Origin of the sequence: Streptomyces ficellus (assembly GCF_009739905.1) — a bacterium.
Lineage (GTDB): Bacteria > Actinomycetota > Actinomycetes > Streptomycetales > Streptomycetaceae > Streptomyces > Streptomyces ficellus_A.
In genome coordinates this window covers 2,426,303-2,450,599 of sequence record NZ_CP034279.1, presented here as the reverse complement: position 1 = coordinate 2,450,599, position 24,297 = coordinate 2,426,303, and the positions used below count along the sequence as shown (strand labels likewise).

Below are 24,297 nucleotides of genomic sequence, written 5' to 3'. Positions count from 1 at the left end.
CACCTGGCCTTTTCGGCCCTGTCATCCGCAGGCCTCACGAGGACATCGGCTCCCTCGAACCCGACGACCTCCACCCTTCTCACGGGACCCGGCTGGAGCTTATTGAGCAGAGATCGCACGCGAGCGTAAGGAACTTCAATTGGCACAAGGGCGAGCCTAGATCGAACTCCGTTCAGAGCGTGCCCGTAATCGGTGCGGCGGACTGCGACGACCTCGCGCCCGTGGCGCTCAGCCGCGTGGAGGCTGCCCTGGCAGCATCCTCGTTTGCCGTCGGTGAGATCACCCCCGTGGCGGCCAGGACCCGTCCAGCAGTCGGGCCGCGGATTCCTCAGAGGGCTCGGGAGATCCAGCTTGGGAGCTGGATCTCCGAAAGCGCAAGGTGGCCTCCGCCTACCTCAAGTACGGTGAATCGGCATGATCGAATCCGAGATTGAGATCAGCGAGGGTCTGGTCCGCGACTTGCTTCGGGAACAGCATCCGGACCTGGCCGAGTTGCCCATCCGGGAAGTGGCGGGCGGCTGGGGCAACCAGATGTGGCGCCTCGGTGACGAGTTGGCCGTCCGGATGCAGCGGATGGACACGAGCCCCGATCTGCAGCTCAAGGAGCGGCGGTGGCTGCCGACTCTGGCCGCGCGCCTGCCGCTGCCGATTCCTGTCCCCCTACGGGACGGTGTGCCCTCCGAGCGCTTCCCCAAGATCTGGACCGTCATGACATGGGTCGAGGGCACGCCGCTGGACCACGGCTCGATCACTCGCGGCGACCACGCGGCCGAGACGCTGTCGGGTTTCCTCAGGGCGTTGCACGTGGAGGCGCCCGCCGACGCACCGACCGCTTCGGACTTCGGCGCTCACCCCAAGGACTGCACGGACGGCTTCGAGCACTTCTTCCAGGATGTTGCCCCTGCCGACCTTGCCGACGAGATCCGTGAAGTCTGGGGTGAAGCGGTGGCGTCCCCGGGGTGGGAAGGCCCACCGGTGTGGGTGCACGGCGACCTGCATCCCGCGAACGTCGTCGTCGCAGACGGGACATTGGCGGGTGTCGTCGACTTCGGCGCACTCGTCGCCGGCGACCCGGCGTGGGACCTCGCGGCCGCCTGGCTGCTCCTCCCCGCGGGCGGCGCCGCACGGTTTTTCAACAGCTACGCGCAGGCGGACGAGGCAGCGGTGCGCCGGGCGCGCGGACTGGCCGCAATGAGGAGCCTGTTCCTGATGGCGATGGGCCAAGCCGGGGATCGCGGCCTGCCTGGCGGCAAGCCGAACTGGGGGCCCGCAGGCCGGTCCGCGCTTGATCGTGTCCTGAAGGGCCTTTGACGTCGGCGTGGCTCGACGGGGCCTCCCCGGCGGCCATGCACGTGCCGACCGGTAGTCCCGCACCAGACGCCGGTGGGCGGTCAGCCGCGACAGCGTCCGCTCGCCTCGCCTACTTCCAGCCCTCGAGCGATACCTGGGGCCCGTCATTGAGGTAGCGGTGGAGGGCGCTGGCCATGGTGTCGACGAACGCCTCGGGAATGGCGGTGGCGTCGACCCACCGGACCTGGGAGTGCTTGTGGGGCTCGCGGTTTTCGGGTTCGCCGGTCCATGCGTGGGCTGCGAAGACGACCGTGAGGAAGCCGTTGGGGGCTTCGACGCCCCAGGCGCCGTGGATGATGTGGGCGACCTTGAGGGACTCGGGCTTCACCGTGAGGCCGGTCTCCTCGTAGAGCTCGCGGACCGCGGTTTCGGTGATGGGCTCGCCCGGCTCGCTCTTGCCGACGGGGAGGTCCCACATGCCCTGGGCGAACTTCGCGTTCTCGCTGCGCTGGAGGAGGACGACACGGTTGGTGGCCTTGTCGTGGACGATGACGGCCGCGACCAGCAGGGTCATTGATTCGAGCGCCGGCTTGAGGGCTTGGGAGCGGTCGTCGGTCTGCTGGGCCACGGTGTTCCCTTCGTCGGGCGGGTTGTTGGGCATGTTAGGCGAGGGCCTCGCGTGCGCGGCGGGCGAGATCGGCGGCGCCGGGAACGCGGCGGCGCTGGTAGACCGCGAGCGTGGAGCGGATCGAGGTGATCGCCTTGCGGGTCCGGTCGGAGGTCATGCCCTCCATGAGGACCAGGGCCTGGGTCCAGGCGGCGACGGCTTCGTCGGCGCGGGCCTGGGCGGCGAGGCTGTCGCCAAGGTCGGCGTGGGTGAGGGCGTGGACACGCTTGTACTTCGCGGGGTCCCAGCGGGTGAGCGCGTCCCGGTGCTGCTGTTCCGTGCCGATGTGGTCGGCGAGGTCGGTCAGGGTGCGGGCGGTGTGGCTGGCCACGGTGCCGGCGGCGGGGCCACTCACGCGGGAGTAGCTGGGCTGGGGACCGTCCTCGCGGAGGAGGGCGTCCTCGGCGGCGAGCAGGGCGCGCGCGGCCGATGAGTTCTCGTCGGTGGCGGCGTAGGCGCGGGCGTGGGTGATGTGGAGGAGGGCCTCGGTCTGGCCGTCGACGTGGCCGAGGCCGCGCCGCAGGGCGCCTTCGACGAGGTCGACGCAGTGGTGGGGCTGCTTGAGGCTGAGAGCCTGGTGGGCGAGGGCGCGCATCATCCAGGCGGCGTGGCCGTGGGGGTTGGCTTCGCAGGCGAGCTTGTAGCCGACCTGGTAGTAGCGCTGGGCGGCGCCTTCCTGGCCGAGGCCAGACCGCACCCGGACCGTCACGGGCGCCGGGTTGCGGCGGTCGTGCGGGCCGGGTGCGGACGGGCGGGCCGGGTGAAGGCTCAGGCCTTCTTGGTCTCCCAGAAGATCTTGTCGATCTGCGCGATGTAGTCGAGCGCCTTCTGGCCCGTCGCGGGGTCCTTCGAGCCCTTGGCCGCCGAGAGCGACTTCAGGGTGTCGTTGATGAGCTGGTGCAGCTCCGGGTACTTCTCGAAGTGCGGCGGCTTGAAGTAGTCGCTCCACAGGACGGAGACGTGGTGCTTGGCGAGCTCCGCGCGCTCCTCCTTGATGGTCGTCGCGCGCGCCTGGAAGTGCGCGTCGTCGTTGGCGGCCATCTTGTCCTGGATGGCCTTGACCGACTCGGCCTCGATGCGGGCCTGGGCCGGGTCGTAAACACCGCAGGGGAGGTCGCAGTGCGCGCTGACCGTCACCTTCGGGGCAAACAGGCGGGAGAGCATTGAGCTGTCCTTCCTCGTGATCGTCTTCTCAGGTGGGACATTACTCCGTGGCAGGCGGCTTTTCGCGGGTGCCCCCATGGGCTTACGACAAAAGTCCAGGGTGACCATGGGACTCGTGGAGGAAGGTCCAGGACGGTCCAGGAGGTGTGCCGGATGACGGAGCAGGGGCGCGAGCCCGAGCGGGGGCCGAGGGCGCCGTTCGGGGTCGCGGAGGTGACGGGGCCGTCGATGGTGCCCACCCTGCACCACGGTGACCAGCTGCTGGTGCACTACGGGGCGTCGGTGCGCGCCGGGGACGTGGTGGTGCTGCGGCATCCGCTCCAGCAGGACCTGCTCATCGTGAAGCGGCTGGTCGGGCTGCGGGACGGCGGCTGGTGGGTGCTCGGGGACAACCGGTCCGCCGAGGCCGTGGACAGCCGGGCCTTCGGCCCCGTACCGCCCGAGCTGGTGCTGGGGCGGGTGCGGGCGCGGTACCGGGGGATCCGGCCGGGGCGTCAGCGGTCGGTCGGCGTGGTGCTCTCCTGGCTGGTTTCGGCGGTGCGGCCGGTGCTCGCGGACCGTTCCGTCTCCAGGCGCTTCCGGGCCCGGTAGGCGGCGACGTTCGCACGGGTCGCGCAGCGGTCCGAGCAGTAGCGGCGGGACCGGTTGGTGGAGGTGTCGAGGTAGGCGTTGCGGCACGGGGCCGCCTGGCACAGGCCGAGCCGGTCGACGCCGAACTCGGTCAGGTGGAAGGCCAGGCCCATCGCCGCGATCGCCGCGTACCCGGCGGTGGCGTTGGACGGGTGGTCGGCGAGGTGCATGTGCCAGCGCGGCCGGCCCTCGTCGTCCAGGATGTCGTGGCCGGAGATCTGCGGGCTGACCGGGAACTCCAGCAGCAGCGAGTTCAGCAGGTCCACGGCCTGCGTGTGATCGCCGGCGTCGGCTGCGGTGAAGACCGCCCGCAGCCGCGCCCGTACCGAACGGAACCGGGTGACGTCCGCGTCGGTCGCGCGCCGCGCCATCTGCGAGGCCTCGCCGAACAGGTCGCGCACCACCTCCACGGAGGTCAGGGCGTCCTTGTTGCGCGCCGGCTCCTCGGTGTTCACCAGACGTACGGCGTAGTCCGAGTAATAGGCCAGTTCCACTTGTAGTCCTTACGGCGACGGTCTAGGGTCGGACAGCGAACTTGTAAGAGACAGGTCTGATACGAGGGTATTACGGAGGGTGGGGTTCGTGGTGGCGGAGACGGCGGCGGGAACGGACTGGCGGGCCTGGCAGGACAGCTGGGACCGGCAGCAGGAGTGGTACATGCCCGACCGCGAGGAGCGGTTCCGGGTGATGCTCGACATGGTCGAGGCGTTCACCGGCCCCGCGCCGAGGGTCCTCGACCTCGCGTGCGGTACGGGAAGTATCACGAAGCGGCTCTTCGACCGGTTCCCGGACGCCGTCAGCACCGGCGTCGACCTCGACCCCGCGCTCCTCGCGATCGCCGAGGGGTACTTCGCCGGCGACGAGCGGGTGACCTTCGTCCGGGCCGACCTCACCGACCCCGACTGGGTGCGCGCGCTGCCGTACGACTCGTACGACGCCGTCCTCACCGCCACCGCCCTGCACTGGCTGCGCACCGAGCCCCTGACCGCGCTGTACGGGCAGCTCGCCGGCCTCGTCCGGGAGGGCGGCGTCCTCATGAACGCCGACCGCATGCGCGACGGGACCACGCCCCGCATCGACGCCGCCGAACGCGCCCACCGGCACGCCGCCATGGACCGGGCCAAGGCCGCCGGCGCCGTCGACTGGGCCGCCTGGTGGGAGCTGGCCGCCAAGGACCCGGTCCTCGCCGCGCCCACCGCCGAGCGGTTCGCCCTCTACGGCGAGCACGCCGAGGGCGAGACCCCGTCCCTGGACTGGCACGCCCGCACCCTGCGCGCGTCCGGCTTCGCGGAGGCCCGGGCGGTGTGGTCCTCGCCGTCGGACGCGCTGGTGCTGGCGCTGAAGTAGCCGCGGGACGAGAGAAGGGGCGGTACGGGATTCCCGTACCGCCCCTCCGTGTGCGGCCTAGAGGACCTTCGACAGGAAGGCCTTCGTCCGCTCGTGCTGCGGGTTGGTCAGGACCTCGCGCGGGTGGCCGGACTCGACCACCACACCGCCGTCCATGAACACCAGCGAGTCGCCGACCTCGCGGGCGAAGCCCATCTCGTGCGTGACGACGACCATCGTCATGCCCGACTCGGCCAGGTCCCGCATGACGTCCAGGACGTCACCCACGAGCTCCGGGTCGAGCGCCGACGTCGGCTCGTCGAACAGCATCAGCTTCGGCTCCATCGCCAGCGCACGGGCGATCGCCACGCGCTGCTGCTGGCCGCCGGAGAGCTGGGACGGGTAGTTGCCGGACTTGTCGCCCAGGCCCACCCGGTCCAGCAGCTTCAGCGCCCGCTCCCGGGCCACCGCCTTGGACTCGCCCTTGACCTGGACCGGCGCCTCCATGACGTTCTCGACGGCCGTCATGTGCGGGAACAGGTTGAAGCGCTGGAACACCATGCCGATGTCCCGCCGCTTGAGCGCGACCTCGCTGTCCTTCAGCTCGTACAGCTTGTCGCCCTTCTGCCGGTAGCCCACCAGCTCGCCGTCCACGTACAGGCGGCCGGCGTTGACCTTCTCCAGGTGGTTGATGCACCGCAGGAAGGTCGACTTGCCCGAACCCGAGGGGCCGATGAGGCAGAACACCTCACCGGGTGCCACCTCCAGGTCGATCCCCTTGAGGATGTGGGCCGTGCCGTAGGACTTGTGCACGCCCTCGGCCTTCACCATGGCGGTCGTCATCGCGCCACCTCCGGGCGTCGCAGGGTCGACAGATTGGCCTTGACCTTCTGCCACGGGGTCTGGGGGAGCGCGCGCAGCGAACCACGGGCGTAGCGGCGCTCCAGGTAGTACTGGCCGACGCTGAAGATGCTGGTCAGCGTCAGGTACCAGAAGGAGGCCACGAACAGCATCTCCATCACCGCGTACGTGCGGCCGGAGATGATCTGGGCACTGCGGAGCAGGTCCGGGTACGAGACCACGGCCACCAGTGACGAGGTCTTCAGCAGGTTGATGAACTCGTTGCCGGTCGGCGGGATGATCACCCGCATCGCCTGCGGCAGCACGACCCGGCGCATGGTCTGCGTCTGGGTCATGCCGAGCGCGTGCGCGGCCTCGGTCTGGCCCTGGTCGACGGACTGGATGCCGGCCCGGACGATCTCCGCCATGTAGGCGCCCTCGTTGAGGCCCAGTCCGAGGAGTGCCACGACCAGCGGGGTCATGACGTCCGTCATCTCGTCCTTGTAGATGAACGGGATCTCGAAGATCGGGAAGATCAGCGACAGGCTGTACCAGAGCAGCAGCTGGACGTAGACCGGGGTGCCGCGGAAGAACCAGATGAAGAGCCAGGAGACGCCACCGGTCACCGGGTTCTTCGACATCCGCATCACGGCGAGCACGACGCCGAGCACCAGGCCGATGACCATCGAGATCACGCTGATCATCAGCGTCCGGCCCGCACCCGCGAGGATGTTGCCGTCGGTGATGTAGTCGCCGACCGTCGCCCAGCGGACGTTGCCGCCCGCGAAGGCGGAGACCAGCCAGACCAGGATCGCGAGGACGAGCGCGCCGCTGACGTAGCGCCCGTAGTGGCGGACGGGTATCGCCCGGATCGGCTCGGAGGAGTCGCCGTCCTCCTTGGCGACGCGCGGCGTACGCCCGGAGCCACCGGCGTCTCCTGCGTCCCCGGCCGTGGGCTCCTTGGTGAGCGTGGCCGCCCCCTTGGCGTCCGCGGGCGCGGCGCCCTTGCCGGCGGCGGCCGCGTCCTGGGGGGCTCCGCCCTTGGCCGTGCCGGGGGTCGCGTCGGCCACCGGGACGGCGTCGGCCACCGGGGTGGCGTCGGCGGGCTCGGGGGTCTCGGCGGTCTCGGCGGCGACCGGACCTGCCTGGGCGGGTACGGCGGGCGCGGTGCCCTTCGTGTCCGTGTCCGAGGCCGTGTCCGTGGCCACGGCCTTGGACGTGACCGAGTTCGCGGTCGTGACCGAGTCCCCGGCCGTGACCGTCTCGACGGCCTCGGCCGCGGCGGCGGCCGTGGCGGCCGTCTCGGTGGCCTCCGCCGCCTTGGCGGCAGCGGTCGCGGCCGTCGTGGCCCGCTTGGCCGGGGCCTTCTTGGCGGCCGTGGCCGACTTGGCCGCCGACTTGGTCGCCGTCGTCTTCCGCGTGGTGGCGGTCTTCTTGGCGGCCGTGGTCTTGCGAGGGGTGGTGGCCTTCTTGGCCGCCGTCTTCCTCGGGGTCGAGGTCTTCTTCGCGGCGGCGGTGCCGGCGGCGCCGGTCGTGTCGCCGCCGGTGCCGGCACCGGTGCCCGAGCCGGTACCCGTGCCCGGGTCCTCGGAGGGGGTGCCGGAGGACCCGGGGTTGAGCTTTTCAGTCACGATGACTGCCTTTCACACAGAGCGCGGGTGGATCACTTGCCGCCGTTGATCACGGCCTTGTCGATCGCACTCTGCGAGGCGCCCCACTTGTCCAGGATCTTCTTGTACGAACCGTCCGCGATGATCGCGTCGAGCGCTTCCTTGATCGCGTCCCGCAGCTGGGCGTTGCCCTTGTCGACGGCGATGCCGAACGGGCCCGCGTCGACCGGCTCGCCCGCCACCTCGAAGGCGTTGCCGGCGTCCGCGGTCTTCGCCACGTGCACGGCGACCGGGTAGTCGTTCAGGTCGGCGTCCGCACCGCCCGACTTCACCCGCACCTGCGCCTCGGCGTCCGTGTCCGGGGTCTCGATGGCGATCTTGGCCTTGCCGTCCTTCTCGCACTTCGCGGACTGCGCCTTGGCGGCGTCCGCGTACGTCGTGCCGAGCTGGACCGCGACCTTCTTGCCGCACAGGTCGTCGAGGGTCTTGATGCCCTTCGGGTTGCCCTTCTTGACCAGGATCGCGGTGCCGGACTGGAAGTAGTCGACGAAGTCGACGCCCTTGCCGGTCTTCTTGCCCTCGTCCAGGCCCTGCTGGCGGTCCTTGTTGTCCGTCATGCCGGACATCACGAGGTCGACGCGGCCCGAGTACAGGGAGCCGACCAGACCGTCGAACTTGCCGTTCTCGAACGTGAACGTCACGCCCAGCTTCTTGCCGAGCGCCTCACCGATCTCCGGGTCGATGCCGACGATCTTGTTGCCGTCCATGGACTCCATGGGGGCGTACGCGGCATCGGTGCCGACCTTGATGACACCGGACTTCTTGTACTTCTCCGGCAGCTTCGCGAACAGCGGGGCCGAGCTGCCCTGGGAGGCGGAGCCCGAGTCCTTGGCCTGGCCGGCCTCGGTCTGGTCACCGCAGGCGGTCAGCAGCATGGAGCCGGCGACCGCGATCGCGGCGACCGCGGCTATCCGGGACGTCCGGGGCGTCCCGGTCTTCGCGGCGGTCGTACAGCGGGTGGTGCTTGCGGTCATGGTCGGGTTCCTCCGGCGGGTGAGGGAGTTGCCAAAGCAGTCGCGCACGCACCATCGGGTGTCGCAACCGCGTGTGATTACGGCATCTTGCCATTCGGACTAGCCCAAACAGGGGGGCCCGCATGTCAAAATCGGATAACGGGAGACCCCCGAACCCCAACAGGCCGGTACATCAGGGCCGGACCTTCTTCGGGGTTGCCTTCTTCCAGCCGGAAAATCTCCGGTTGATCTCGTCATTCGGACGCGATAGCAGCCGCAAAACCGGTCTCGTGCGGACTTGTCCCTAAATCCGGCCATGAGTCATGTGACCGGACCCACGCTCTTCGCGGGGTCGAGGCTCATATGAGATACCGACTCGTCGTCGGAGCGGTCCGTCCGGTAAGAAGGATCCTTACACCCCTCATCCGGGGCTCAGGGCGCGTGTGCGGCGCGCCCGACGCGTGCGTACCTCCCCTGCCGGGCGGGCCAACCGCCTTCCGCAGGCACGGACGCGGTGCCCGCCCACCCCTCCTCAACCAGGAGTGGCCACCCTCGAACGAAATGACTTAAGGGGTCAACAAATGGCAGCGGAGATCGTCAATCCTCGCAGCGACAGTGACAACGGCACCGAGAGTGCCGACGAGCCCTTCGATCCGGCGTTCGCGCTGCATCGGGGCGGCAAGATGGCCGTCCAGGCGACGGTTCCCATCCGGGACAAGGACGACCTGTCCCTCGCGTACACCCCCGGCGTCGCCAAGGTGTGCAGCGCCATCGCCGAGCAGCCCGAGCTCGTGCACGACTACACCTGGAAGTCCCAGGTCGTCGCCGTCGTGACGGACGGTACGGCCGTGCTGGGACTCGGTGACATCGGCCCGGAGGCCTCCCTCCCGGTCATGGAGGGCAAGGCGATCCTCTTCAAGCAGTTCGGCGGCGTGGACGCGGTGCCGATCGCGCTCGCCACGACCGACACGGACGAGATCGTCGACACCGTCGTCCGCCTCGCGCCGTCCTTCGGCGGCGTGAACCTGGAGGACATCTCGGCACCCCGGTGCTTCGAGATCGAGCGCAAGCTCCAGGAGCGGCTCGACATCCCGGTCTTCCACGACGACCAGCACGGCACCGCCGTGGTCACCCTGGCCGCCCTGCGGAACGCCGCCAAGCTCACCGGCCGCGGCCTCGGCGACCTGCGCGCCGTGATCTCCGGCGCGGGCGCGGCCGGCGTGGCCATCGCCAAGTTCCTGCTGGAGGCCGGCCTCGGCGACGTGGCGGTCGCGGACCGCAAGGGCATCGTCAGCCGGGACCGCGAGGACCTCACCTCCGTCAAGCGCGAGCTGGCGGAGCTCACCAACCGCGCCGGGCTCTCCGGCTCGCTGGAGAGCGCGCTGGCCGGCGCCGACGTCTTCATCGGCGTCTCCGGCGGTACGGTGCCGGAGCCGGCGATCGCGTCGATGGCGCCGGGCGCCTTCGTCTTCGCGATGGCCAACCCGAACCCGGAGGTCCACCCCGACGTCGCGCACAAGTACGCGTCGGTCGTCGCCACCGGCCGGTCGGACTACCCGAACCAGATCAACAACGTGCTCGCGTTCCCCGGCATCTTCGCGGGCGCCCTCCAGGTGCGGGCCTCCCGCATCACCGAGGGCATGAAGATCGCCGCAGCCAACGCGCTCGCGGACGTCGTCGGTGACCAGCTCGCCGCCGACTACGTGATCCCCTCGCCGTTCGACGAGCGGGTCGCCCCGGCGGTCACCGCCGCCGTGGCCGCCGCCGCCCGCGCCGAGGGCGTCGCCCGCCGCTGACGCCCGGCCGCCCGGCCTGGTCCGGTTCGCCCGAGGGCCCCGTGCCGCGCTCCCCCCGAGGGACCGCGGTGCGGGGCCCTTCGGCGTGCACGCGCAGCGGCCCGCCCCGTACCGCTTGGACTTTCCCGGCCGGTCCTTGGACCGCCCGCCCGGTGTTCGCCGCCGCTCTTCCGGGGGTTCATGCGGGCCTGGTGTGATGCACCGCGCCGAGCCACACACCACGCAACAGCAGGACACAGGAGGCGCGTGTGAACCTGGTCGTCAACGGAGACGCCGAAAGCGGCCCCGGGGGTACCGCCCAGCCCGTCGGGACCGTCACCGGCTGGAAGATCGCGCAGGGCGCGCCCGCCCTGATCGCTTACGCCCTCGGCCAGGGCTACCCCACCGTCTCCGACCCCGGGCCCGCCCGGCGCGGCAGCCGGTTCTTCGCCGGCGGCGACGCGCCCCGCACCGCCCTGACGCAGGACATCGCCCTGCCCGCCACCGGACCCACCGGCCACCCGGCCGTCGACGCCGGCCGGGTGCGGTACGCGGTGACCGCCTGGCTCGGCGGATACGCCTCCCAGGACGACGGCGCCCGGCTGTCGGTGGAGTTCCGGGACGGCAGGGGCACCCCGGTCGCGCTCAGCGTGCTCGGACCGGTCACGGCCGCCGAGCGCAAGGGCCGCACGGGGCTGCTGGAGCGCACCGCCGGATCGCTCGTGCCGCCCGGCGCCCGCAGCGCGCGGCTGCTCCTCGTCCTCACCCGCACCGGCGGCGGCACGTCGAACGACGGCTACGCGGACGGGATCACGCTCACGCTCAACGAGGCACCGGCATGAGGCTCGACCGACGCAACCTGCTCAGGGCGGCGGCCGCCGCCGGTGCGCTGAACGTGGCCTGGCCGCTCAGCGCCGGCCTCTCGCCCGCCCGCGCGCGGGAGGCCGCCGAGGCGCTCGGCGCCGACTACGACCCGGCGCCCTTCACCCTGGGCGTCGCCTCCGGCGACCCGCAGCCCACGAGCGTCGTGCTGTGGACGCGCCTCGCGCCCGAGCCGCTCGCCGCCGAACAGGACCTGCCCGAGGTCGTCGAGGTCGGCTGGGTGGTGGCGGAGGACCGGGAGCTGCGCCGGGTCGTGGCCCGCGGCACGGCCCCCGCCTCCGTGACGCTCGGCCACAGCGTCCACGTACCCGTGAACGGGCTGGCGGCCGGGCGCCAGTACTGGTACGCCTTCACCGCGCTGGGGAGGACGAGCCGGGTCGGCCGGACGCGGACCGCCCCCGTCGGCAGCGTGTCGCGCGTACGGTTCGCCGCCGCCAACTGCCAGGCGTTCCACGACGGGTTCTACGCCGCCCACCGGGGCATCGCCCGTGAGGACGTCGACTTCGTCGTCCACCTGGGCGACTACATCTACGAGCACGGGCCGGTCGGCGGCGACCACGTACGGGACCACGAGGGGCCCGCCGTGCTCACGCTCGCCGACTACCGCCGCCGGCACGCCCTCTACAAGGGCGACGCCTCGCTGCGCGAGGCACACGCCGCCCACCCCTGGTTCCTCACCTGGGACGACCACGAGGTCGTCAACGACTACAGCGGTACGGGCGGCGGGGCGCCGTTCCTGCGGCGGCGGGCGGCCGCGTACCAGGCCTGGTACGAGAACATGCCGCACCGCGACGGCGGCGAGTCCGCGCTGCCCGACCCGGTGATCCACCGCGCCCGCCGCTGGGGCGACCTGCTGGAGCTGACCGTCCTCGACCTGCGCTCCCACCGCTCCGCGCAGAACCTGCCCGACGGCACCATCCTGGGCGCCGCCCAGAAGTCCTGGCTGAAGAGCGGCATCGACCGCGCGCCCGACTCGTGGCACGTGTGGGCCAACTCGATCATGCTCAGCCAGCTGCGCCGCAGCCCGGGCGGGTCGTACATGTTCACCGACCAGTGGGACGGCTTCCTCGCCGAGCGCAAGGAGGTGCTGAACCACGTCCACACCAGCGGCCTCGAAGACCTCGTCGTCATCACCGGCGACTGGCACTCCGCGTTCGTCGACGACATCCGGACCGACTTCGACGACACGTCGTCCCCGCTCGTCGGTACGGAGTTCACCGCCCACTCGGTGACCTCGGGCGCGTACGACGCCGCCTGGAACGCGACGAACGGCCCCCGCATGGGCCGGGCCAACCCGCACCTGAAGTACTTCGAGGGCAACCGCTACGGCTACGACGTCTACGAGGTGACGCCCCAGCGGTTCAGCGCCCACATGCGGGTCATCGCCGACCGCCGCGACCCCGCCTCCCCGGTCACCACCCTCACCAGCTTCCACGTGGACCGGGGCACGGCCGGCTCGTACGAGGACCCCGCCACGAAGAACAGCCCGGCCCAGTGGCGCCGCGACTGAGAGGGCACCGGGCGGACGTCCGACGCACATCACACCGGTGCGCGGTACCGCCGCGCACCGGTGGCGCCCTAGGGTCGGGGCCATGTTCGCTGCCTATGCCGCCCGAATCGACCGCGACCAGCCCCTGAACGGCCTTGAGCTGGGCGAACGCCCCGCCCCCGAGGTGCGCCCCGGCTGGACCACCGTCACCGTCAAGGCCGCCTCGCTCAACCACCACGACCTGTGGTCGCTGCGCGGGGTCGGCCTCGGCGAGGACAAGCTGCCGATGATCCTCGGCTGTGACGCCGCCGGCCTCGACGAGGACGGCAACGAGGTCGTCGTCCACTCCGTCATCGGCCAGTCCGGCCACGGCGTCGGGCCCGACGAGCCCCGCTCGATCCTCACCGAGCGCTACCAGGGCACGTTCGCCGAGAAGGTCGCCGTACCCAGCTGGAACGTGCTGCCCAAGCCGAAGGAGCTGTCCTTCGCCGAGGCCGCCTGCCTGCCGACCGCGTGGCTCACCGCGTACCGCATGCTGTTCACCAACGCGGGCGTGCGCCCCGGCGACTCGGTGCTCGTGCAGGGTGCGGGCGGCGGTGTCGCCACGGCGGCGATCGTGCTCGGCCGCGCCGCCGGCCTGCGGGTCTTCGCCACCAGCCGCGACGAGGCCAAGCGCAAGCGGGCGGTCGAGCTGGGCGCGCTGGAGGCGTACGAGCCGGGTGCCCGGCTGCCGCAGCGGGTGGACGCGGTGATCGAGACCGTCGGCGCGGCCACCTGGTCGCACTCGGTCAAGTCGCTGCGGCCGGGCGGCACCCTGGTGATCTCGGGCGCGACGAGCGGCGACCGGCCCTCGCACGCCGAACTGACCCGCATCTTCTTCCTGGAGCTCAGGGTCGTCGGCTCGACGATGGGCTCCAAGGACGAGCTGGAGGACCTGCTGGCGTTCTGTGCGACGACCGGGGTGCGGCCGGTGATCGACGAGGTGCTGCCGCTGGACCGGGCCCGGGAGGGCTTCGAGAAGATGGCCGCGGGCGACCTCTTCGGAAAGATTGTCCTCAACCCCTCTTGATGGACCGTCAGTTCCGCTGATGGGATCTCCGGCACTGCCGTCCGTGCCGGAGGTCCCGTATGCGCACCCTCGCCCTCGCACTCTCCGCCGCCCTGCTGACCCTCGCCGCCCCCGCGGCCCCTGGTCCCGCCCCGGCGCTCTCGGCCCCGGTCGCCGCCGAGCCCGGCATACCGCGTCTCACCGACGACCGGGGCCGCGTGCTGACCCTGCGCGGCTGGAACGTCGAGGACAAGACCAACCGGGGTGACGCGGCGCTGTCCGCCATCACCGAGAAGCACTTCCGCGACATGCGCGCCCGGGGCTTCAACTTCGCCCGGCTGCTGGTCTTCTGGGACGACCTGGAGCCGGTGCGCGGCCGGTACAGCGAGAGGTACCTCCGCAGGATCGAGCGGATCCTGGACTGGGCGGAGCGGTACGACGTCCACGTCCTGATCGATGCCCACCAGGACGTCTTCGGTCCCGCCTTCGGCCACCGCGGCATCCCCGGGTGGGCCACCCGCACCGACGGGCTGTCCTTCACCCCGCACCCGGACGACTGGTTCGCCGAGTACTTCGAACCGGCCGTGCAACGGGCCTTCACGCACCTGTACGAGGACGAGGACCTCAGGCGCGCCCAGGTACGCATGTGGCAGGTCCTGGCCGGTCGCTACGCGCACCACCCGGCGGTGCTCGGCTACGACCTGATCAACGAACCGATGGGCGAGCTGCGCGCGGGCGAGGACCTGCCGGCCGCGGCCCGCCGCATCGAGCGCGACCACCTCACCCCGCTGTACAACCGCCTCGCGGACGCCGTCCGTTCCGTCGACCGGGACAACTGGCTCTTCGTCGAGCCGACTCCGATCGTCGGGGAGGGCGTGCCGACCGGCCTCGGCCGGATCGAGGACCCGAAGGTCGTCTACGCCCCGCACTTCTACAACACGGCGATGGAGGCGGGCGCGGACTACGACCCCTCGGCGGGCTGGATCGAGGCGTACGAGGCCGCGGTGACGGCGTACCCGAAGGAGTACCGGGTGCCGGTCGTGGTGGGGGAGTGGGGCCCGCTGAACAACTCCTTGCCGAACATGGGCCGTTTCTACCGCGAGGCGCTGGCGTCGCTGAACCGCTACAGCTCCGGCTGGGCGGGTTACGTCTGGTGCTACGGCGGCGGCTACTGCGCGGTGGACGCCACGGGCGCCTGGCGCACCAACAAGGAACAGACGGCAGCCCCGTACGCGGAGGCGGTGGCGGGCCGCGTCGTCGAGCAGGGCCCGTCCCGCCTGACCTACGTCGCCGGTCGCGGCGGTGTGACGGAGCTGTCCCTGCCCTCCGCCGCGGCCGGCTGGCGGGTCACGCTGGAAGGGCGGGCCCGGCTGGTCCCGAGCCCGCCCGGCCGGGTGGCGGTGCGCGCGGTCCCGGGCGGCCGGGTCACCGTGACGGTGACCCGGCGTGACGGATGAGCGTCCGGCCCGGCGCGGGTCGGCCCTTCCGGAGCTGCCGGTCAGCCTTTGCGCAGGTGGACGGCCACCGTCTCGGCCACGGTCACCGTCCGGTCGTAGTCGGGGTCCGTCGCGCTCGCCCGGGCCTCGACCTCGACGTCACCGCGCTGGAAGGGCACGTCCCCGGAGGGAACGGCCGCGGCGGTCCAGGCGACCGGTGCGCCCGGCGCGCAGGCCACGGACGTGGCGTACGAGCCGCGGATGATCTTCCGCTTCTTCACCTGGGTGACGTCGCCGGTGACGTCGACCCGCACCGGCTTGTCGCAGCTCACGGTCCCGTGCAGGACCGCCTTGCCGTTCAGCGCGTTCGCGGTGCCGTCGAGCGCGACGGCGAGCCCGAGTCCGAGTTCGGCCGGCGGGGCGGGGTTGTTCACGTGGATCTCGCCGCGGGCGGCCGTGGTCCCGCCCTCGCAGTGCTGCTCGAAGGTGGCGTCGAAGCTCTTCACGTACCCCTGCGGGCCGAACTCCAGGGCCGCGATGGTGAAGGTGCCGGTGAGGGTGTTGCAGCCGCGCCCGTTGCCGCCGAGGGAGAGCCCGGGGCCGGCTTCGTTGAACGGGTGGCGGGTGGCGTCGGTGTACGTCCCCGGCGCCAGGGCCTTGCCCGTCGGTGCGGAGAAGTCCAGGTGCCACCAGTCGCCGTTGACGCCGTCGACGGCGACGGACACGGTCCGGTGGTCCTCGGAGCCGGTGATGGTCAGGCGGTCCTGGGAGGCGGTGGAGTAGGCGTAGGACTGGCCGCCGCTGACCCAGTCGCCCTCGTCGCCGGAGAAGGCGAAGGTGCCTTCGGTGACCGGCTGGGCGTGTGCCGCGGGGCCGGCGACGAGGCCGGTGGTGCCGGTGGCCATCGCGAGGGCCAGGGCGAGGACGGCGGTGAGGCGCGCGACGGCGCGCCGGGGTGTGCTCGGTCTCATGGGTGATCCCCCCTGAAGAGATGCAGGCGTGGGGAGTGTGGCAACCGGTGGTGCGGGGGGACAACCACGTTTCAGGAGAAGGTTGTTGATGTTTCAGCCAACCCTTACATGTCAACCAGGGTTGACTCTACGGGGGTGTCAACGTAAGTTGACATCATGACCGAAGCAACCGATCTCGCCGCACGCGCGGGTGACAGCGATCCCCGGGTCGGCCTCCGGGCCGTGACCGCGCTGCGGCGGCTGCTGGAGCGGCTCGAAGCCGTCCACGTCCGCAGTGCCCGGGCCCAGGGGTGGTCCTGGCAGGAGATCGCCGCCGAGCTGGGCGTCAGCCGGCAGGCCGTCCACAAGAAGTACGGGAGGCATTGATGTTCGAGCGATTCACCGACGCGGCGCGGAGTGTCGTCAAGGGAGCCGTGGTCCACGCGGAGCGGGCGGACGCCGACCGCGTCACGGAGGAACACCTGCTGCTCGCACTGCTCGACCTGGAGGGCACGCCCTCGTCCCACGCGTTCGCCGCGCTGGGGGTCACCGGCCGGCGGGCCTCGGTGGAGTCGGCCCTGGCGGAGGCCCGGCGCCGCGGCGGCCTGACCCGCGCGGACACGGACGCGCTGGCTGGCCTCGGTATCGACGTCACGGAGATCGTCTCCAAGGTCGAGGCTACCCACGGGGCCGGCGCGCTCGCGGGTGGCCGCAGGCCCAAGCGGCGGTGGACGAGCCACCGGCCCTTCACCCGCCCGGCGAAGGACGTGCTGGAGCAGTCCCTCCGCGTCGCCCTGGGCCGCGGCGACCGCCACATCGGCGACGAGCACCTCCTCCTCGCCCTCGCGGCCCGCCCCGGCGTCGTCGCGGACGTCCTCGCCGACCACGGCGCCACGTACGGGGCGCTGGACCGGGCCTTCTCGGCGGGCCCGGGCGAGGCGAAGGCCGGCTGACGCAACGGCGACCCGGGGGTGGCGTGCGGTGCGACGCGCAGGTGCCGGCCGCGAGCGGTGCCGTGCCGCGAGCGGTGCCGTGCCGCGAGCGGTGCCGTGCGCGGCGCACTCCGCCGGTGTGTGCCGGGTGCCGGGTCCTACGGCGGGGGGCGGGCCTCGACGGCACCCGCCCCCGGCCGGGTTCACCCCTCCGGGGCGCGGCGCTCAGTCCCGCGTCGTGCGGAGGAGCGCCGTGATGCGGCCCGCCGCGGTGGCGAGGTGGCGGCGGGCGTCGGCGAGCTGGGCGTCGGTGACGCCGTGGTCGCGGGCCGCGTCGCGGACGTCGTCGCGGAAGCGGTCCAGCAGGCGCTCCAGGTCACGTGACGGGTCGCCGGTGCCGCCCTCGTCGTGGGCCCACGACGGTGTGTCGACCGGCTCGGACTTCCCGTACGGCCCCCAGGGCGTGGCCGGTGCGGCGCCGCCCAGCAGGCCGCCCAGCCGGCCGGCGAGGTCGGCCAGGCCGTCACCGCCCCGCATCACGTGCTCCTGCACCTGCTGGGCCAGCCGCTGCATCTCGCGGCGGGCGGCGTCCTGCGCGTCCTTGGCCTGCTGCCGCGCCCGCTGGGCGTCCTCGCGGGCACGCCGCGACTCGTCCCGGGCGCGCCGGGCCTGGTCCTTCCACTCCTGCTTGGCCCGGCGCCACGTCGCCCACTCGTCCCCGCCGGGCGGCGGCGTGTGCCGGGACTCGCCCGCGGCGGCCCGCATCTCGCTGCGCAGCGTGCCCGCCGCGCCACGCACGTCGTCACGGATCTCGGCGGCGAGTTCGGCGACCGAGTCGCGGATCTCCCGCTCCAGGTCGGCCAGTTCACCGCTGCGCGCGGCGAGCTCCTCGCGCCCGGCGGCGGTGATCGAGTACACCTTGCGGCCGCCCTCGGTGGCGTGCGTGACCAGGCCCTCGGCCTCCAGCTTGGCCAGCCGGGGGTAGACCGTGCCGGCGGAGGGCGCGTACAGGCCCTGGAAGCGTTCCTCCAGGAGCCGGATCACCTCGTACCCGTGGCGCGGGGCCTCGTCGAGGAGCGTCAGCAGGTAGAGGCGGAGCCGTCCGTGCGCGAAGACGGGGGACATGTCAGAGCACCTTTCCGGTGGGGGCTTCCTCGGGCCGGCGGAGGAGCGCGATGGAGCCGGAGACCGTGGTGGCCCTCAGCCTGCCCTTGCCGTCACCGAGCGTGCCGGTGATCTTCTTGGCGCCCCACTGCCCGGTGACCCGCAGGTCGTCGAAGGCGCTGGAGACGGCGCCGCCGGTGGTCTGCGCCTCCACCCGGGCGTTCGCGGGGTGGGGGAGCCGGATGGCGACCGAGCCGGAGACGGTGGTGAGCCGGATGTCGGTGGGCTCCTCGGCCGGGTCCAGGTCGATCACCACGTCACCGCCGACCGTGTCCGCCTGTACGGAGCGCCCGGCGCCCTCGACGACCGTGAGGTCGCCCGACACGGAGTGGAAGCGGAGCCCGCCGGTCACGGCCTGGGACTCGACGTTGCCACTGACGGTGTCGGCGCGCACCGGGCCGGAGAGGCCGACGAGCGTGGTGTCGCCGCTGACCCCGCGGACGGTCGTACGCCCCCGGACGCCCGAGACGACGGCCTCGGCGCCGACGGAGCCGACCTCCACGTCCGCCCCGGCCGGAACGGCCAGGGAGACGACCGCGCTGCGCTGCCAGCCCTGGGGGTCGAGCCAGGTGAGGAGGTTCTGCCACGGCAGGTCCGCGTAGGCCACGGTCAGGGTGGAGCCCTCGCGGGTGACGATCAGCGGTGGTCCCTCGACGTCGGAGATCTCCAGCCGCGCGGGGCCCTCGTCGGTGCCCACGACGTTCACCGTCCCGCCCACGAGGCGCACGTGGACGGCGGTCACGGGTTCGTCGTCGAGGGTCATCTTCGTCGGCTCGGTGACGGACCACTCCGGCATGGGGCCTCCCTGGGACAGGACGCGACACGCAACATATCGCGTCTCCTTGCAGCACACGATATATCGCGGGCTTGGGAAGTCAAGAGCGTCGGAACCGGACAAATTGCCCTAGCGTATGGCGCATGAACGCGACTTCCGTGGGCGCGCTGCTGTTCTGCCGGGCCGACCGCACCTCCGTAAGGCCCCCGGCCCTGCTGCTGCGCGAGCGGCTGCTCCTCGCCCCGGCCGGCCCCGACTGGAGCGTGCTCGTCCCCGAGGGCGCGCCGTGGCGCGAGGGCGCCGAACCGGTCGACCGGGTCGTCGCGGGCTGGGCCGGAGCCCTCACGGTCGGCGTGACGTGGCCGGTGGTGGCCCTGTGGTGGGACACGGACCGGGCGGGCTGCGTCCTGGCGACCGGCTTCCGCCGCCCCGTCGGCTACACCTGGCTCGCGGACGGCACCCCCGTCGGCGAGGACGAGGCCATGCACACCTTCGCCGAGCGGCTCGGGCTCGACCCCGTCATGGACGCCCGCGACCTCGAACCCCTCACCCGGCCCGACGAACTCGCCGACGCCCCCGCCCGCCTGCTGGGCCTGGCCGCGGTACTCGCCCGGCACGGCCTGACCCTCCCGCCCGGCCTCGTCCCCGGCACGCCGGCCGTCCTGCTGTGGGCGGCCGCCCGGGAGCGGGGCGCGGAGCAGCTCGAATGGCAGGGCTGGCTCGACGCCGTACGCAGCGAACTGGACGCCGTCGAGGAGGGCCCGCTCGGCCCCTGGATCTGCGGCCCCCGCGCCCGCGCGCTCGCCACCGCCCACCTCGCGGCCGGGCTCCCGCTGCTCGCCTGGGCGCTCACCCGCCGCAGCCCCGGCTGGGCCGCCACCGCCACGCTGCTGGTCACCCAGGGCGCTCTGGGCCTCGCCTACGACCGCCTGCGCACCCGCTCCCGGGCCCCCCGGCCCGGCCCCGCGGTGACTACTCGGCGGTGACTACTCGTCCTCGTCCTCGTCGTCGAGGCGCGCCAGCCAGGTGGCCAGCCGCTCGACGGGGACCTCGAAGTCGGGGTTGAGGTCGACGAACGTACGGAGCTGCTCGGCGAGCCACTCGAAGGTGACCTCCTCCTCGCCGCGCCGCTTCTCCAGCTCCTCGATGCCACGATCGGTGAAGTACAAGACCTGCTCCCGGATGCCTGCTCGGTGTTCCCTCCCAGGGTATGGCGTCCCCCGCGAGGGAAACGCCCGAGGGCCCGGCTCCGCGCGATGCGGAACCGGGCCCCGGGGGGTCGTACGGGTACTGCGGGTCAGGCGTCGAAGACCTCGTTGACCAGCTGCACCTGCTCGGCCTGGTGGCGCTTGGCCGAGCCGACCGCCGGCGACGAGCCGTGCGGCCGCGAGATGCGGCGCAGGCGCTCGCCGTGCGGGATGTCGGCGCCGACCGCCAGGTCGAGGTGGTCGATCAGGTTGAGCGCGATGAACGGCCAGGCACCCTGGTTCGCCGGCTCCTCCTGGGCCCACAGGTACTTCTCGGCGTTCGGGTACTTGGAGATCTCGGCCTGGAGCTCCGCACCCGGCAGCGGGTACAGGCGCTCCAGACGGATGATCGCCGTGTCCGTGACACCGCGCTTGACCCGCTCGGCCTCCAGGTCGTAGTAGACCTTGCCGGCGCAGAAGACGACCTTGCGGACCGCGCTCGCCTCGACCGAGTCGTCACCGATCACCGGACGGAAGCCGCCGGTGGTGAACTCCTCCACCTTCGACGCGGCGGCCTTCAGGCGCAGCATCGACTTCGGCGTGAAGACGATCAGCGGCTTGTGGTGCGGGTTGTGCACCTGCCACCGCAGGAGGTGGAAGTAGTTCGACGGCAGCGTCGGCATGGCGACCGTCATGTTGTTCTGCGCGCACAGCTGGAGGAAGCGCTCCGGGCGGGCCGACGAGTGGTCCGGGCCCTGGCCCTCGTAGCCGTGCGGCAGCAGCAGCGTGACGCCGGAGGTCTGGCCCCACTTCTGCTCGGCGGAGGAGATGAACTCGTCCACGACCGTCTGCGCGCCGTTGACGAAGTCACCGAACTGCGCCTCCCACATGACCAGCGACTCGGGCCGCGCCAGGGAGTAGCCGTACTCGAAGCCCATCGCCGCGTACTCGCTGAGCAGCGAGTCGTAGACGTTGTAGCGGGCCTGGTCCTCGGAGAGGTACTGCAGCGGGGTGTAGTCCTCGCCGGTCTCCTGGTCCACCAGCACCGCGTGGCGCTGGCCGAAGGTGCCGCGGCGGGTGTCCTGGCCGGCGAGCCGGACCGGGGTGCCCTCCATCAGCAGCGAACCGATCGCCAGGGTCTCGCCCATGCCCCAGTCGATCGTGCCGTCCTCGACGGAGGCGGCGCGGCGCTGGAGCTGCGGCATCAGGCGCGGGTGCACCTTGACCCGGTCGGGGATGTTGACCTGCGACTCGGCGATCCGCTTCACGACCTCCTGGGAGACCCCGGTGGTGACGGAGACCGGGAACTCGGCCTGCGCCTCGGGGCTGTGCGCCGGGCCGGGCTGCGAGGTGGCCTCGCGGACCTCCGCGAACACCTTCTCCAGCTGGCCCTGGAAGTCCTGGAGCGCCTGCTCCGCCTCTTCCAGCGTGATGTCGCCACGACCGATGAGCGACTCGGTGTACAGCTTGCGCACCGAACGCTTCTTGTCGATCAGGTTGTACATCTGCGGGTTGGTGAACTGCGGGTTGTCGCCCTCGTTGTGACCGCGGCGGCGGTAGCAGATGAGGTCGATCACGACGTCCTTGTTGAACGTCTGGCGGAACTCGAAGGCGAGGCGCGCCACGCGCACCACGGCCTCGGGGTCGTCGCCGTTCACGTGGAAGATCGGCGCCTCGATCATGCGGGCCACGTCGGTCGCGTACATCGAGGAGCGCGACGACTCCGGGGCGGCGGTGAAGCCGACCTGGTTGTTGATGACGATGTGGACCGTGCCGCCGGTGCGGTAGCCCCGCAGCTGCGACATGTTCAGCGTCTCGGCGACGACGCCCTGGCCCGCGAAGGCCGCGTCGCCGTGCAGGGCGACGGGCAGGACGGTGAAGTCCGTGCCGCCCTTGTTGATGACGTCCTGCTTGGCGCGGACGACACCCTCGACGACCGGGTCGACCGCCTCCAGGTGCGAGGGGTTGGCGACCAGCGAGACCTTGATCTGCTCGCCGTCGAGACCGGTGAAGGTCCCCTCCGCGCCCAGGTGGTACTTGACGTCGCCGGAGCCGTGCATCGACTTCGGGTCGAGGTTGCCCTCGAACTCGCGGAAGATCTGCGCGTACGACTTGCCGACGATGTTCGCCAGGACGTTGAGCCGGCCGCGGTGGGCCATGCCGATGACGACCTCGTCGAGGCGCGACTCGGCCGCCGAGTCGATGACCGCGTCCAGCAGCGGGATGACGGACTCGCCGCCCTCCAGCGAGAACCGCTTCTGGCCGACGTACTTGGTCTGGAGGAACGTCTCGAACGCCTCCGCGGCGTTCAGCCGGCGCAGGATGCGCAGCTGCTCCTCGCGCTCCGGCTTGGAGTGCGGGCGCTCGACGCGGTCCTGGATCCACTTGCGCTGCTTGGGGTCCTGGATGTGCATGAACTCGATGCCGGTGGTGCGGCAGTACGAGTCGCGCAGCACGCCGAGGATGTCGCGCAGCTTCATCATGGACTTGCCGCCGAAGCCGCCGACGGCGAACTCCCGCTCCAGGTCCCAGAGCGTCAGGCCGTGCTCGGTGATGTCCAGGTCGGGGTGCTTGCGCTGGCGGTACTCCAGCGGGTCGGTGTCGGCCATGACGTGGCCGCGGACCCGGTAGGAGTGGATCAGCTCGAAGACGCGCGCGGCCTTGGTGACGTCGTCGTCGTGCGACGCGTCGATGTCCTTGAGCCAGCGGACCGGCTCGTAGGGGATGCGCAGCGACTCGAAGACGTCGTCGTAGAAGCCGTCCTCGCCGAGGAGGAGGTTGGAGACGATCCGGAGGAACTCGCCGGAGGCGGCGCCCTGGATGACCCGGTGGTCGTACGTCGACGTGAGGGTCATCACCTTGGAGATGCCCAGCTTGTTCAGGGTGTCCTGGGAGGTGCCCTGGAACTCGGCCGGGTAGTCCATCGAGCCCACGCCCATGATGACCGACTGCCCGGGCATCAGGCGCGGCACGGAGTGGACGGTGCCGAGGCCGCCGGGGTTGGTCAGCGAGACGGTGACGCCGGTGAAGTCGTCCATCGTCAGCTTGTTGTTGCGGGCGCGGCGGACGATGTCCTCGTACGCCTGCCAGAACTCGAAGAAGCCGAGCGTCTCGGCCTTCTTGATGCCCGCGACGACCAGCTGGCGCTCGCCGTTCGGCTTGACCAGGTCGATCGCCAGGCCGAAGTTCACGTGCTCGGGCTTGACCAGGACCGGCTTGCCGTCCTTCTCGCCGTACGAGTAGTTCATCGACGGCATGGCCTTGATCGCCTGCACCATCGCGTACCCGATGAGGTGCGTGAAGGAGATCTTCCCGCCCCGGGCGCGCTTGAGGTGGTTGTTGATGACGATCCGGTTGTCGAACAGCAGCTTCACCGGGACGGCGCGGACCGAGGTGGCGGTCGGCAGCTCCAGCGAGGCGTTCATGTTCTTGGCGACCGCGGCGGCCGGGCCGCGCAGCGGCACGTACTCGGGGCCGGAGGGCGCCTCACCGGCGGGCGCGGCCTTGGCGGCGGGCTTCGCGGCGGCGGGCTTGGCGGCCGCGGCGGCCGGCTTGGCCGGGGCGGCGGGCTGCGCGGCGGCCGGCTTCGCGGCCGGGGCCTGGGCGGCGGGCGCGGAGGCCGGGGCGGCGGGCGCCTGGGCGGCAGCGGCCTGTGCGGGTGCCGCTGCGGCCGGCTGCGCCGGGGCCTGTGCCGGGGCCGGGGCCTGGGCGGCGGGCGCGGTGCTCGCAGCCCCCGCGGCTACGGCACCCTCGCCCGCGGGCTTGTCCGCCGAGCCGGACGGGGCGCCCGGCTTGTAGTCGGCGAAGAAGTCCCACCAGGCACGGTCGACCGAATTGGGGTCCTGGAGGTACTGCTGGTAGATCTCGTCGACGAGCCACTCATTGGCACCGAACGCGGCGGCAGGGTTCGAAGATCCCTGCCCGTCCTGGTCGGTCGAGATACTCGAGTTACTGGGGGACTGAGACGACACGGCGGCAACCGCCCTCTTCCGCTTCACAAGGTGATGGACAGCGGAAATAAAGGCTACGCCTCCCTGGCCGGGACGTGCAGGCCGGGCGGGCCATCGTCGCGTAGATCACATCTGAGGACGTGTTTCGGCGCTATTAATGGCGGGAAAC

Annotated in this window: 22 protein-coding genes and 1 pseudogene; 11 read left to right on the top strand and 12 right to left on the bottom strand. The window is 71.7% G+C overall.

Features of this window, described 5'->3' with window-relative positions:
- The first annotated feature begins 414 nt into the window (after positions 1–414).
- The gene (locus EIZ62_RS10410; RefSeq protein WP_156692424.1) at positions 415–1,311 is read left to right on the top strand and encodes an aminoglycoside phosphotransferase family protein; all 897 of its coding nucleotides are present in this window, start codon (positions 415–417) and stop codon (positions 1,309–1,311) included.
- A 109-nt stretch (positions 1,312–1,420) separates the two neighbouring features.
- Here the strand turns inward: EIZ62_RS10410 and EIZ62_RS10405 are convergent, their stop codons facing one another.
- The 3 genes and pseudogenes from EIZ62_RS10405 to sodN form a co-directional block, all read right to left on the bottom strand.
- Positions 1,421–1,951: an NUDIX domain-containing protein gene (locus EIZ62_RS10405; protein WP_156692423.1), complete on the bottom strand. Its 531-nt coding sequence runs from the start codon at positions 1,949–1,951 to the stop codon at positions 1,421–1,423.
- Position 1,952: 1 nt separating this feature from the next.
- Positions 1,953–2,642: pseudogene (locus EIZ62_RS10400) on the bottom strand (NsdA family TPR-like regulatory protein); the annotation flags it as partial.
- 83 nt (positions 2,643–2,725) lie between these two features.
- Positions 2,726–3,121: a superoxide dismutase, Ni gene (gene sodN / locus EIZ62_RS10395; RefSeq protein ID WP_156692422.1), complete on the bottom strand. Its 396-nt coding sequence runs from the start codon at positions 3,119–3,121 to the stop codon at positions 2,726–2,728.
- Positions 3,122–3,274: 153 nt separating this feature from the next.
- Here sodN and sodX point away from each other — a divergent pair, with 153 nt between their 5' ends.
- On the top strand, positions 3,275–3,712 hold the full coding sequence (gene sodX, locus EIZ62_RS10390) for a nickel-type superoxide dismutase maturation protease (RefSeq protein WP_156692421.1): 438 nt from the start codon (positions 3,275–3,277) through the stop codon (positions 3,710–3,712).
- On the opposite strand, the gene EIZ62_RS10385 is transcribed toward sodX, so the two are convergent.
- Positions 3,616–4,245 carry a CGNR zinc finger domain-containing protein gene (locus EIZ62_RS10385; RefSeq protein WP_156692420.1) on the bottom strand — a complete coding sequence of 210 codons (630 nt, stop codon included), beginning with the start codon at positions 4,243–4,245 and terminating at the stop codon, positions 3,616–3,618. The genes sodX and EIZ62_RS10385 overlap by 97 nt on opposite strands.
- 91 nt (positions 4,246–4,336) lie before the next feature.
- Here EIZ62_RS10385 and EIZ62_RS10380 point away from each other — a divergent pair, with 91 nt between their 5' ends.
- A complete protein-coding gene (locus tag EIZ62_RS10380) occupies positions 4,337–5,098 on the top strand; it encodes a class I SAM-dependent methyltransferase (protein ID WP_208828194.1) in 762 nt (253 codons plus the stop codon).
- Between the two features lie 57 nt (positions 5,099–5,155).
- Here EIZ62_RS10380 and EIZ62_RS10375 read toward each other — a convergent pair whose 3' ends face one another.
- The 3 genes from EIZ62_RS10375 to EIZ62_RS10365 all read right to left on the bottom strand — a co-directional run bounded on the left by EIZ62_RS10375 (position 5,156) and on the right by EIZ62_RS10365 (position 8,561).
- Positions 5,156–5,920 carry an amino acid ABC transporter ATP-binding protein gene (locus tag EIZ62_RS10375; protein ID WP_156692419.1) on the bottom strand — a complete coding sequence of 255 codons (765 nt, stop codon included), beginning with the start codon at positions 5,918–5,920 and terminating at the stop codon, positions 5,156–5,158.
- The gene (locus EIZ62_RS10370; protein ID WP_244376173.1) at positions 5,917–6,789 is read right to left on the bottom strand and encodes an amino acid ABC transporter permease; all 873 of its coding nucleotides are present in this window, start codon (positions 6,787–6,789) and stop codon (positions 5,917–5,919) included. The genes EIZ62_RS10375 and EIZ62_RS10370 overlap by 4 nt, the downstream gene beginning before the upstream one ends.
- A 791-nt stretch (positions 6,790–7,580) precedes the next feature.
- Positions 7,581–8,561 (bottom strand): ABC transporter substrate-binding protein, encoded by a 981-nt coding sequence (locus EIZ62_RS10365; RefSeq protein WP_156692418.1) that lies wholly within the window; start codon positions 8,559–8,561, stop codon positions 7,581–7,583.
- 560 nt (positions 8,562–9,121) lie between these two features.
- Between EIZ62_RS10365 and EIZ62_RS10360 the strand changes: the two genes are divergently transcribed.
- From EIZ62_RS10360 to EIZ62_RS10340, 5 genes are all read left to right on the top strand, one after another.
- Positions 9,122–10,336, top strand: coding sequence for an NAD(P)-dependent malic enzyme (locus tag EIZ62_RS10360; protein WP_156692417.1), 1,215 nt, complete (start codon positions 9,122–9,124; stop codon positions 10,334–10,336).
- A 248-nt stretch (positions 10,337–10,584) separates the two neighbouring features.
- Entirely contained in the window at positions 10,585–11,157 is a 573-nt protein-coding gene (locus EIZ62_RS10355) for a phosphoesterase (RefSeq protein WP_156692416.1), read from the top strand.
- A complete protein-coding gene (locus tag EIZ62_RS10350) occupies positions 11,154–12,707 on the top strand; it encodes an alkaline phosphatase D family protein (protein ID WP_156692415.1) in 1,554 nt (517 codons plus the stop codon). The genes EIZ62_RS10355 and EIZ62_RS10350 overlap by 4 nt, the downstream gene beginning before the upstream one ends.
- A gap of 82 nt (positions 12,708–12,789) precedes the next feature.
- Positions 12,790–13,755: a zinc-binding dehydrogenase gene (locus tag EIZ62_RS10345; protein WP_156692414.1), complete on the top strand. Its 966-nt coding sequence runs from the start codon at positions 12,790–12,792 to the stop codon at positions 13,753–13,755.
- Positions 13,756–13,814: 59 nt separating this feature from the next.
- Positions 13,815–15,191: a glycoside hydrolase family 5 protein gene (locus tag EIZ62_RS10340; RefSeq protein ID WP_156692413.1), complete on the top strand. Its 1,377-nt coding sequence runs from the start codon at positions 13,815–13,817 to the stop codon at positions 15,189–15,191.
- 41 nt (positions 15,192–15,232) lie between these two features.
- Here EIZ62_RS10340 and EIZ62_RS10335 read toward each other — a convergent pair whose 3' ends face one another.
- On the bottom strand, positions 15,233–16,141 hold the full coding sequence (locus EIZ62_RS10335) for a hypothetical protein (protein ID WP_156692412.1): 909 nt from the start codon (positions 16,139–16,141) through the stop codon (positions 15,233–15,235).
- Between the two features lie 156 nt (positions 16,142–16,297).
- Here EIZ62_RS10335 and EIZ62_RS10330 point away from each other — a divergent pair, with 156 nt between their 5' ends.
- A complete protein-coding gene (locus EIZ62_RS10330) occupies positions 16,298–16,507 on the top strand; it encodes a helix-turn-helix domain-containing protein (protein ID WP_156692411.1) in 210 nt (69 codons plus the stop codon).
- Positions 16,507–17,073 (top strand): Clp protease N-terminal domain-containing protein, encoded by a 567-nt coding sequence (locus EIZ62_RS10325; RefSeq protein WP_156692410.1) that lies wholly within the window; start codon positions 16,507–16,509, stop codon positions 17,071–17,073. The genes EIZ62_RS10330 and EIZ62_RS10325 overlap by 1 nt, the downstream gene beginning before the upstream one ends.
- 204 nt (positions 17,074–17,277) lie before the next feature.
- Here the strand turns inward: EIZ62_RS10325 and EIZ62_RS10320 are convergent, their stop codons facing one another.
- Positions 17,278–18,177: a PadR family transcriptional regulator gene (locus EIZ62_RS10320; protein ID WP_156692409.1), complete on the bottom strand. Its 900-nt coding sequence runs from the start codon at positions 18,175–18,177 to the stop codon at positions 17,278–17,280.
- A gap of 1 nt (position 18,178) precedes the next feature.
- On the bottom strand, positions 18,179–19,012 hold the full coding sequence (locus tag EIZ62_RS10315; protein WP_156692408.1) for a DUF4097 family beta strand repeat-containing protein: 834 nt from the start codon (positions 19,010–19,012) through the stop codon (positions 18,179–18,181).
- 122 nt (positions 19,013–19,134) lie between these two features.
- Here EIZ62_RS10315 and EIZ62_RS10310 point away from each other — a divergent pair, with 122 nt between their 5' ends.
- On the top strand, positions 19,135–19,977 hold the full coding sequence (locus EIZ62_RS10310; RefSeq protein ID WP_156692407.1) for a hypothetical protein: 843 nt from the start codon (positions 19,135–19,137) through the stop codon (positions 19,975–19,977).
- Here EIZ62_RS10310 and EIZ62_RS10305 read toward each other — a convergent pair whose 3' ends face one another.
- Together EIZ62_RS10305 and EIZ62_RS10300 are read right to left on the bottom strand one after the other, a co-directional pair.
- Positions 19,978–20,160: a DUF6104 family protein gene (locus tag EIZ62_RS10305; RefSeq protein WP_003961784.1), complete on the bottom strand. Its 183-nt coding sequence runs from the start codon at positions 20,158–20,160 to the stop codon at positions 19,978–19,980.
- A gap of 128 nt (positions 20,161–20,288) precedes the next feature.
- Positions 20,289–24,149: a multifunctional oxoglutarate decarboxylase/oxoglutarate dehydrogenase thiamine pyrophosphate-binding subunit/dihydrolipoyllysine-residue succinyltransferase subunit gene (locus tag EIZ62_RS10300; protein WP_156692406.1), complete on the bottom strand. Its 3,861-nt coding sequence runs from the start codon at positions 24,147–24,149 to the stop codon at positions 20,289–20,291.
- Between the last annotated feature and the right edge of the window lie 148 nt (positions 24,150–24,297).

Coding starts and splice junctions, on each gene's coding strand:
- EIZ62_RS10410 (WP_156692424.1), top strand. CDS start 415: ATGATCGAATCCGAGATTGAGATCAGCGAGGGTCTGGTCCGCGACTTG.
- EIZ62_RS10405 (WP_156692423.1), bottom strand. CDS start 1,951: ATGCCCAACAACCCGCCCGACGAAGGGAACACCGTGGCCCAGCAGACC.
- sodN (WP_156692422.1), bottom strand. CDS start 3,121: ATGCTCTCCCGCCTGTTTGCCCCGAAGGTGACGGTCAGCGCGCACTGC.
- sodX (WP_156692421.1), top strand. CDS start 3,275: ATGACGGAGCAGGGGCGCGAGCCCGAGCGGGGGCCGAGGGCGCCGTTC.
- EIZ62_RS10375 (WP_156692419.1), bottom strand. CDS start 5,920: ATGACGACCGCCATGGTGAAGGCCGAGGGCGTGCACAAGTCCTACGGC.
- EIZ62_RS10365 (WP_156692418.1), bottom strand. CDS start 8,561: ATGACCGCAAGCACCACCCGCTGTACGACCGCCGCGAAGACCGGGACG.
- EIZ62_RS10360 (WP_156692417.1), top strand. CDS start 9,122: ATGGCAGCGGAGATCGTCAATCCTCGCAGCGACAGTGACAACGGCACC.
- EIZ62_RS10350 (WP_156692415.1), top strand. CDS start 11,154: ATGAGGCTCGACCGACGCAACCTGCTCAGGGCGGCGGCCGCCGCCGGT.
- EIZ62_RS10345 (WP_156692414.1), top strand. CDS start 12,790: ATGTTCGCTGCCTATGCCGCCCGAATCGACCGCGACCAGCCCCTGAAC.
- EIZ62_RS10340 (WP_156692413.1), top strand. CDS start 13,815: ATGCGCACCCTCGCCCTCGCACTCTCCGCCGCCCTGCTGACCCTCGCC.
- EIZ62_RS10335 (WP_156692412.1), bottom strand. CDS start 16,141: ATGAGACCGAGCACACCCCGGCGCGCCGTCGCGCGCCTCACCGCCGTC.
- EIZ62_RS10330 (WP_156692411.1), top strand. CDS start 16,298: ATGACCGAAGCAACCGATCTCGCCGCACGCGCGGGTGACAGCGATCCC.
- EIZ62_RS10325 (WP_156692410.1), top strand. CDS start 16,507: ATGTTCGAGCGATTCACCGACGCGGCGCGGAGTGTCGTCAAGGGAGCC.
- EIZ62_RS10320 (WP_156692409.1), bottom strand. CDS start 18,177: ATGTCCCCCGTCTTCGCGCACGGACGGCTCCGCCTCTACCTGCTGACG.
- EIZ62_RS10315 (WP_156692408.1), bottom strand. CDS start 19,012: ATGCCGGAGTGGTCCGTCACCGAGCCGACGAAGATGACCCTCGACGAC.
- EIZ62_RS10310 (WP_156692407.1), top strand. CDS start 19,135: ATGAACGCGACTTCCGTGGGCGCGCTGCTGTTCTGCCGGGCCGACCGC.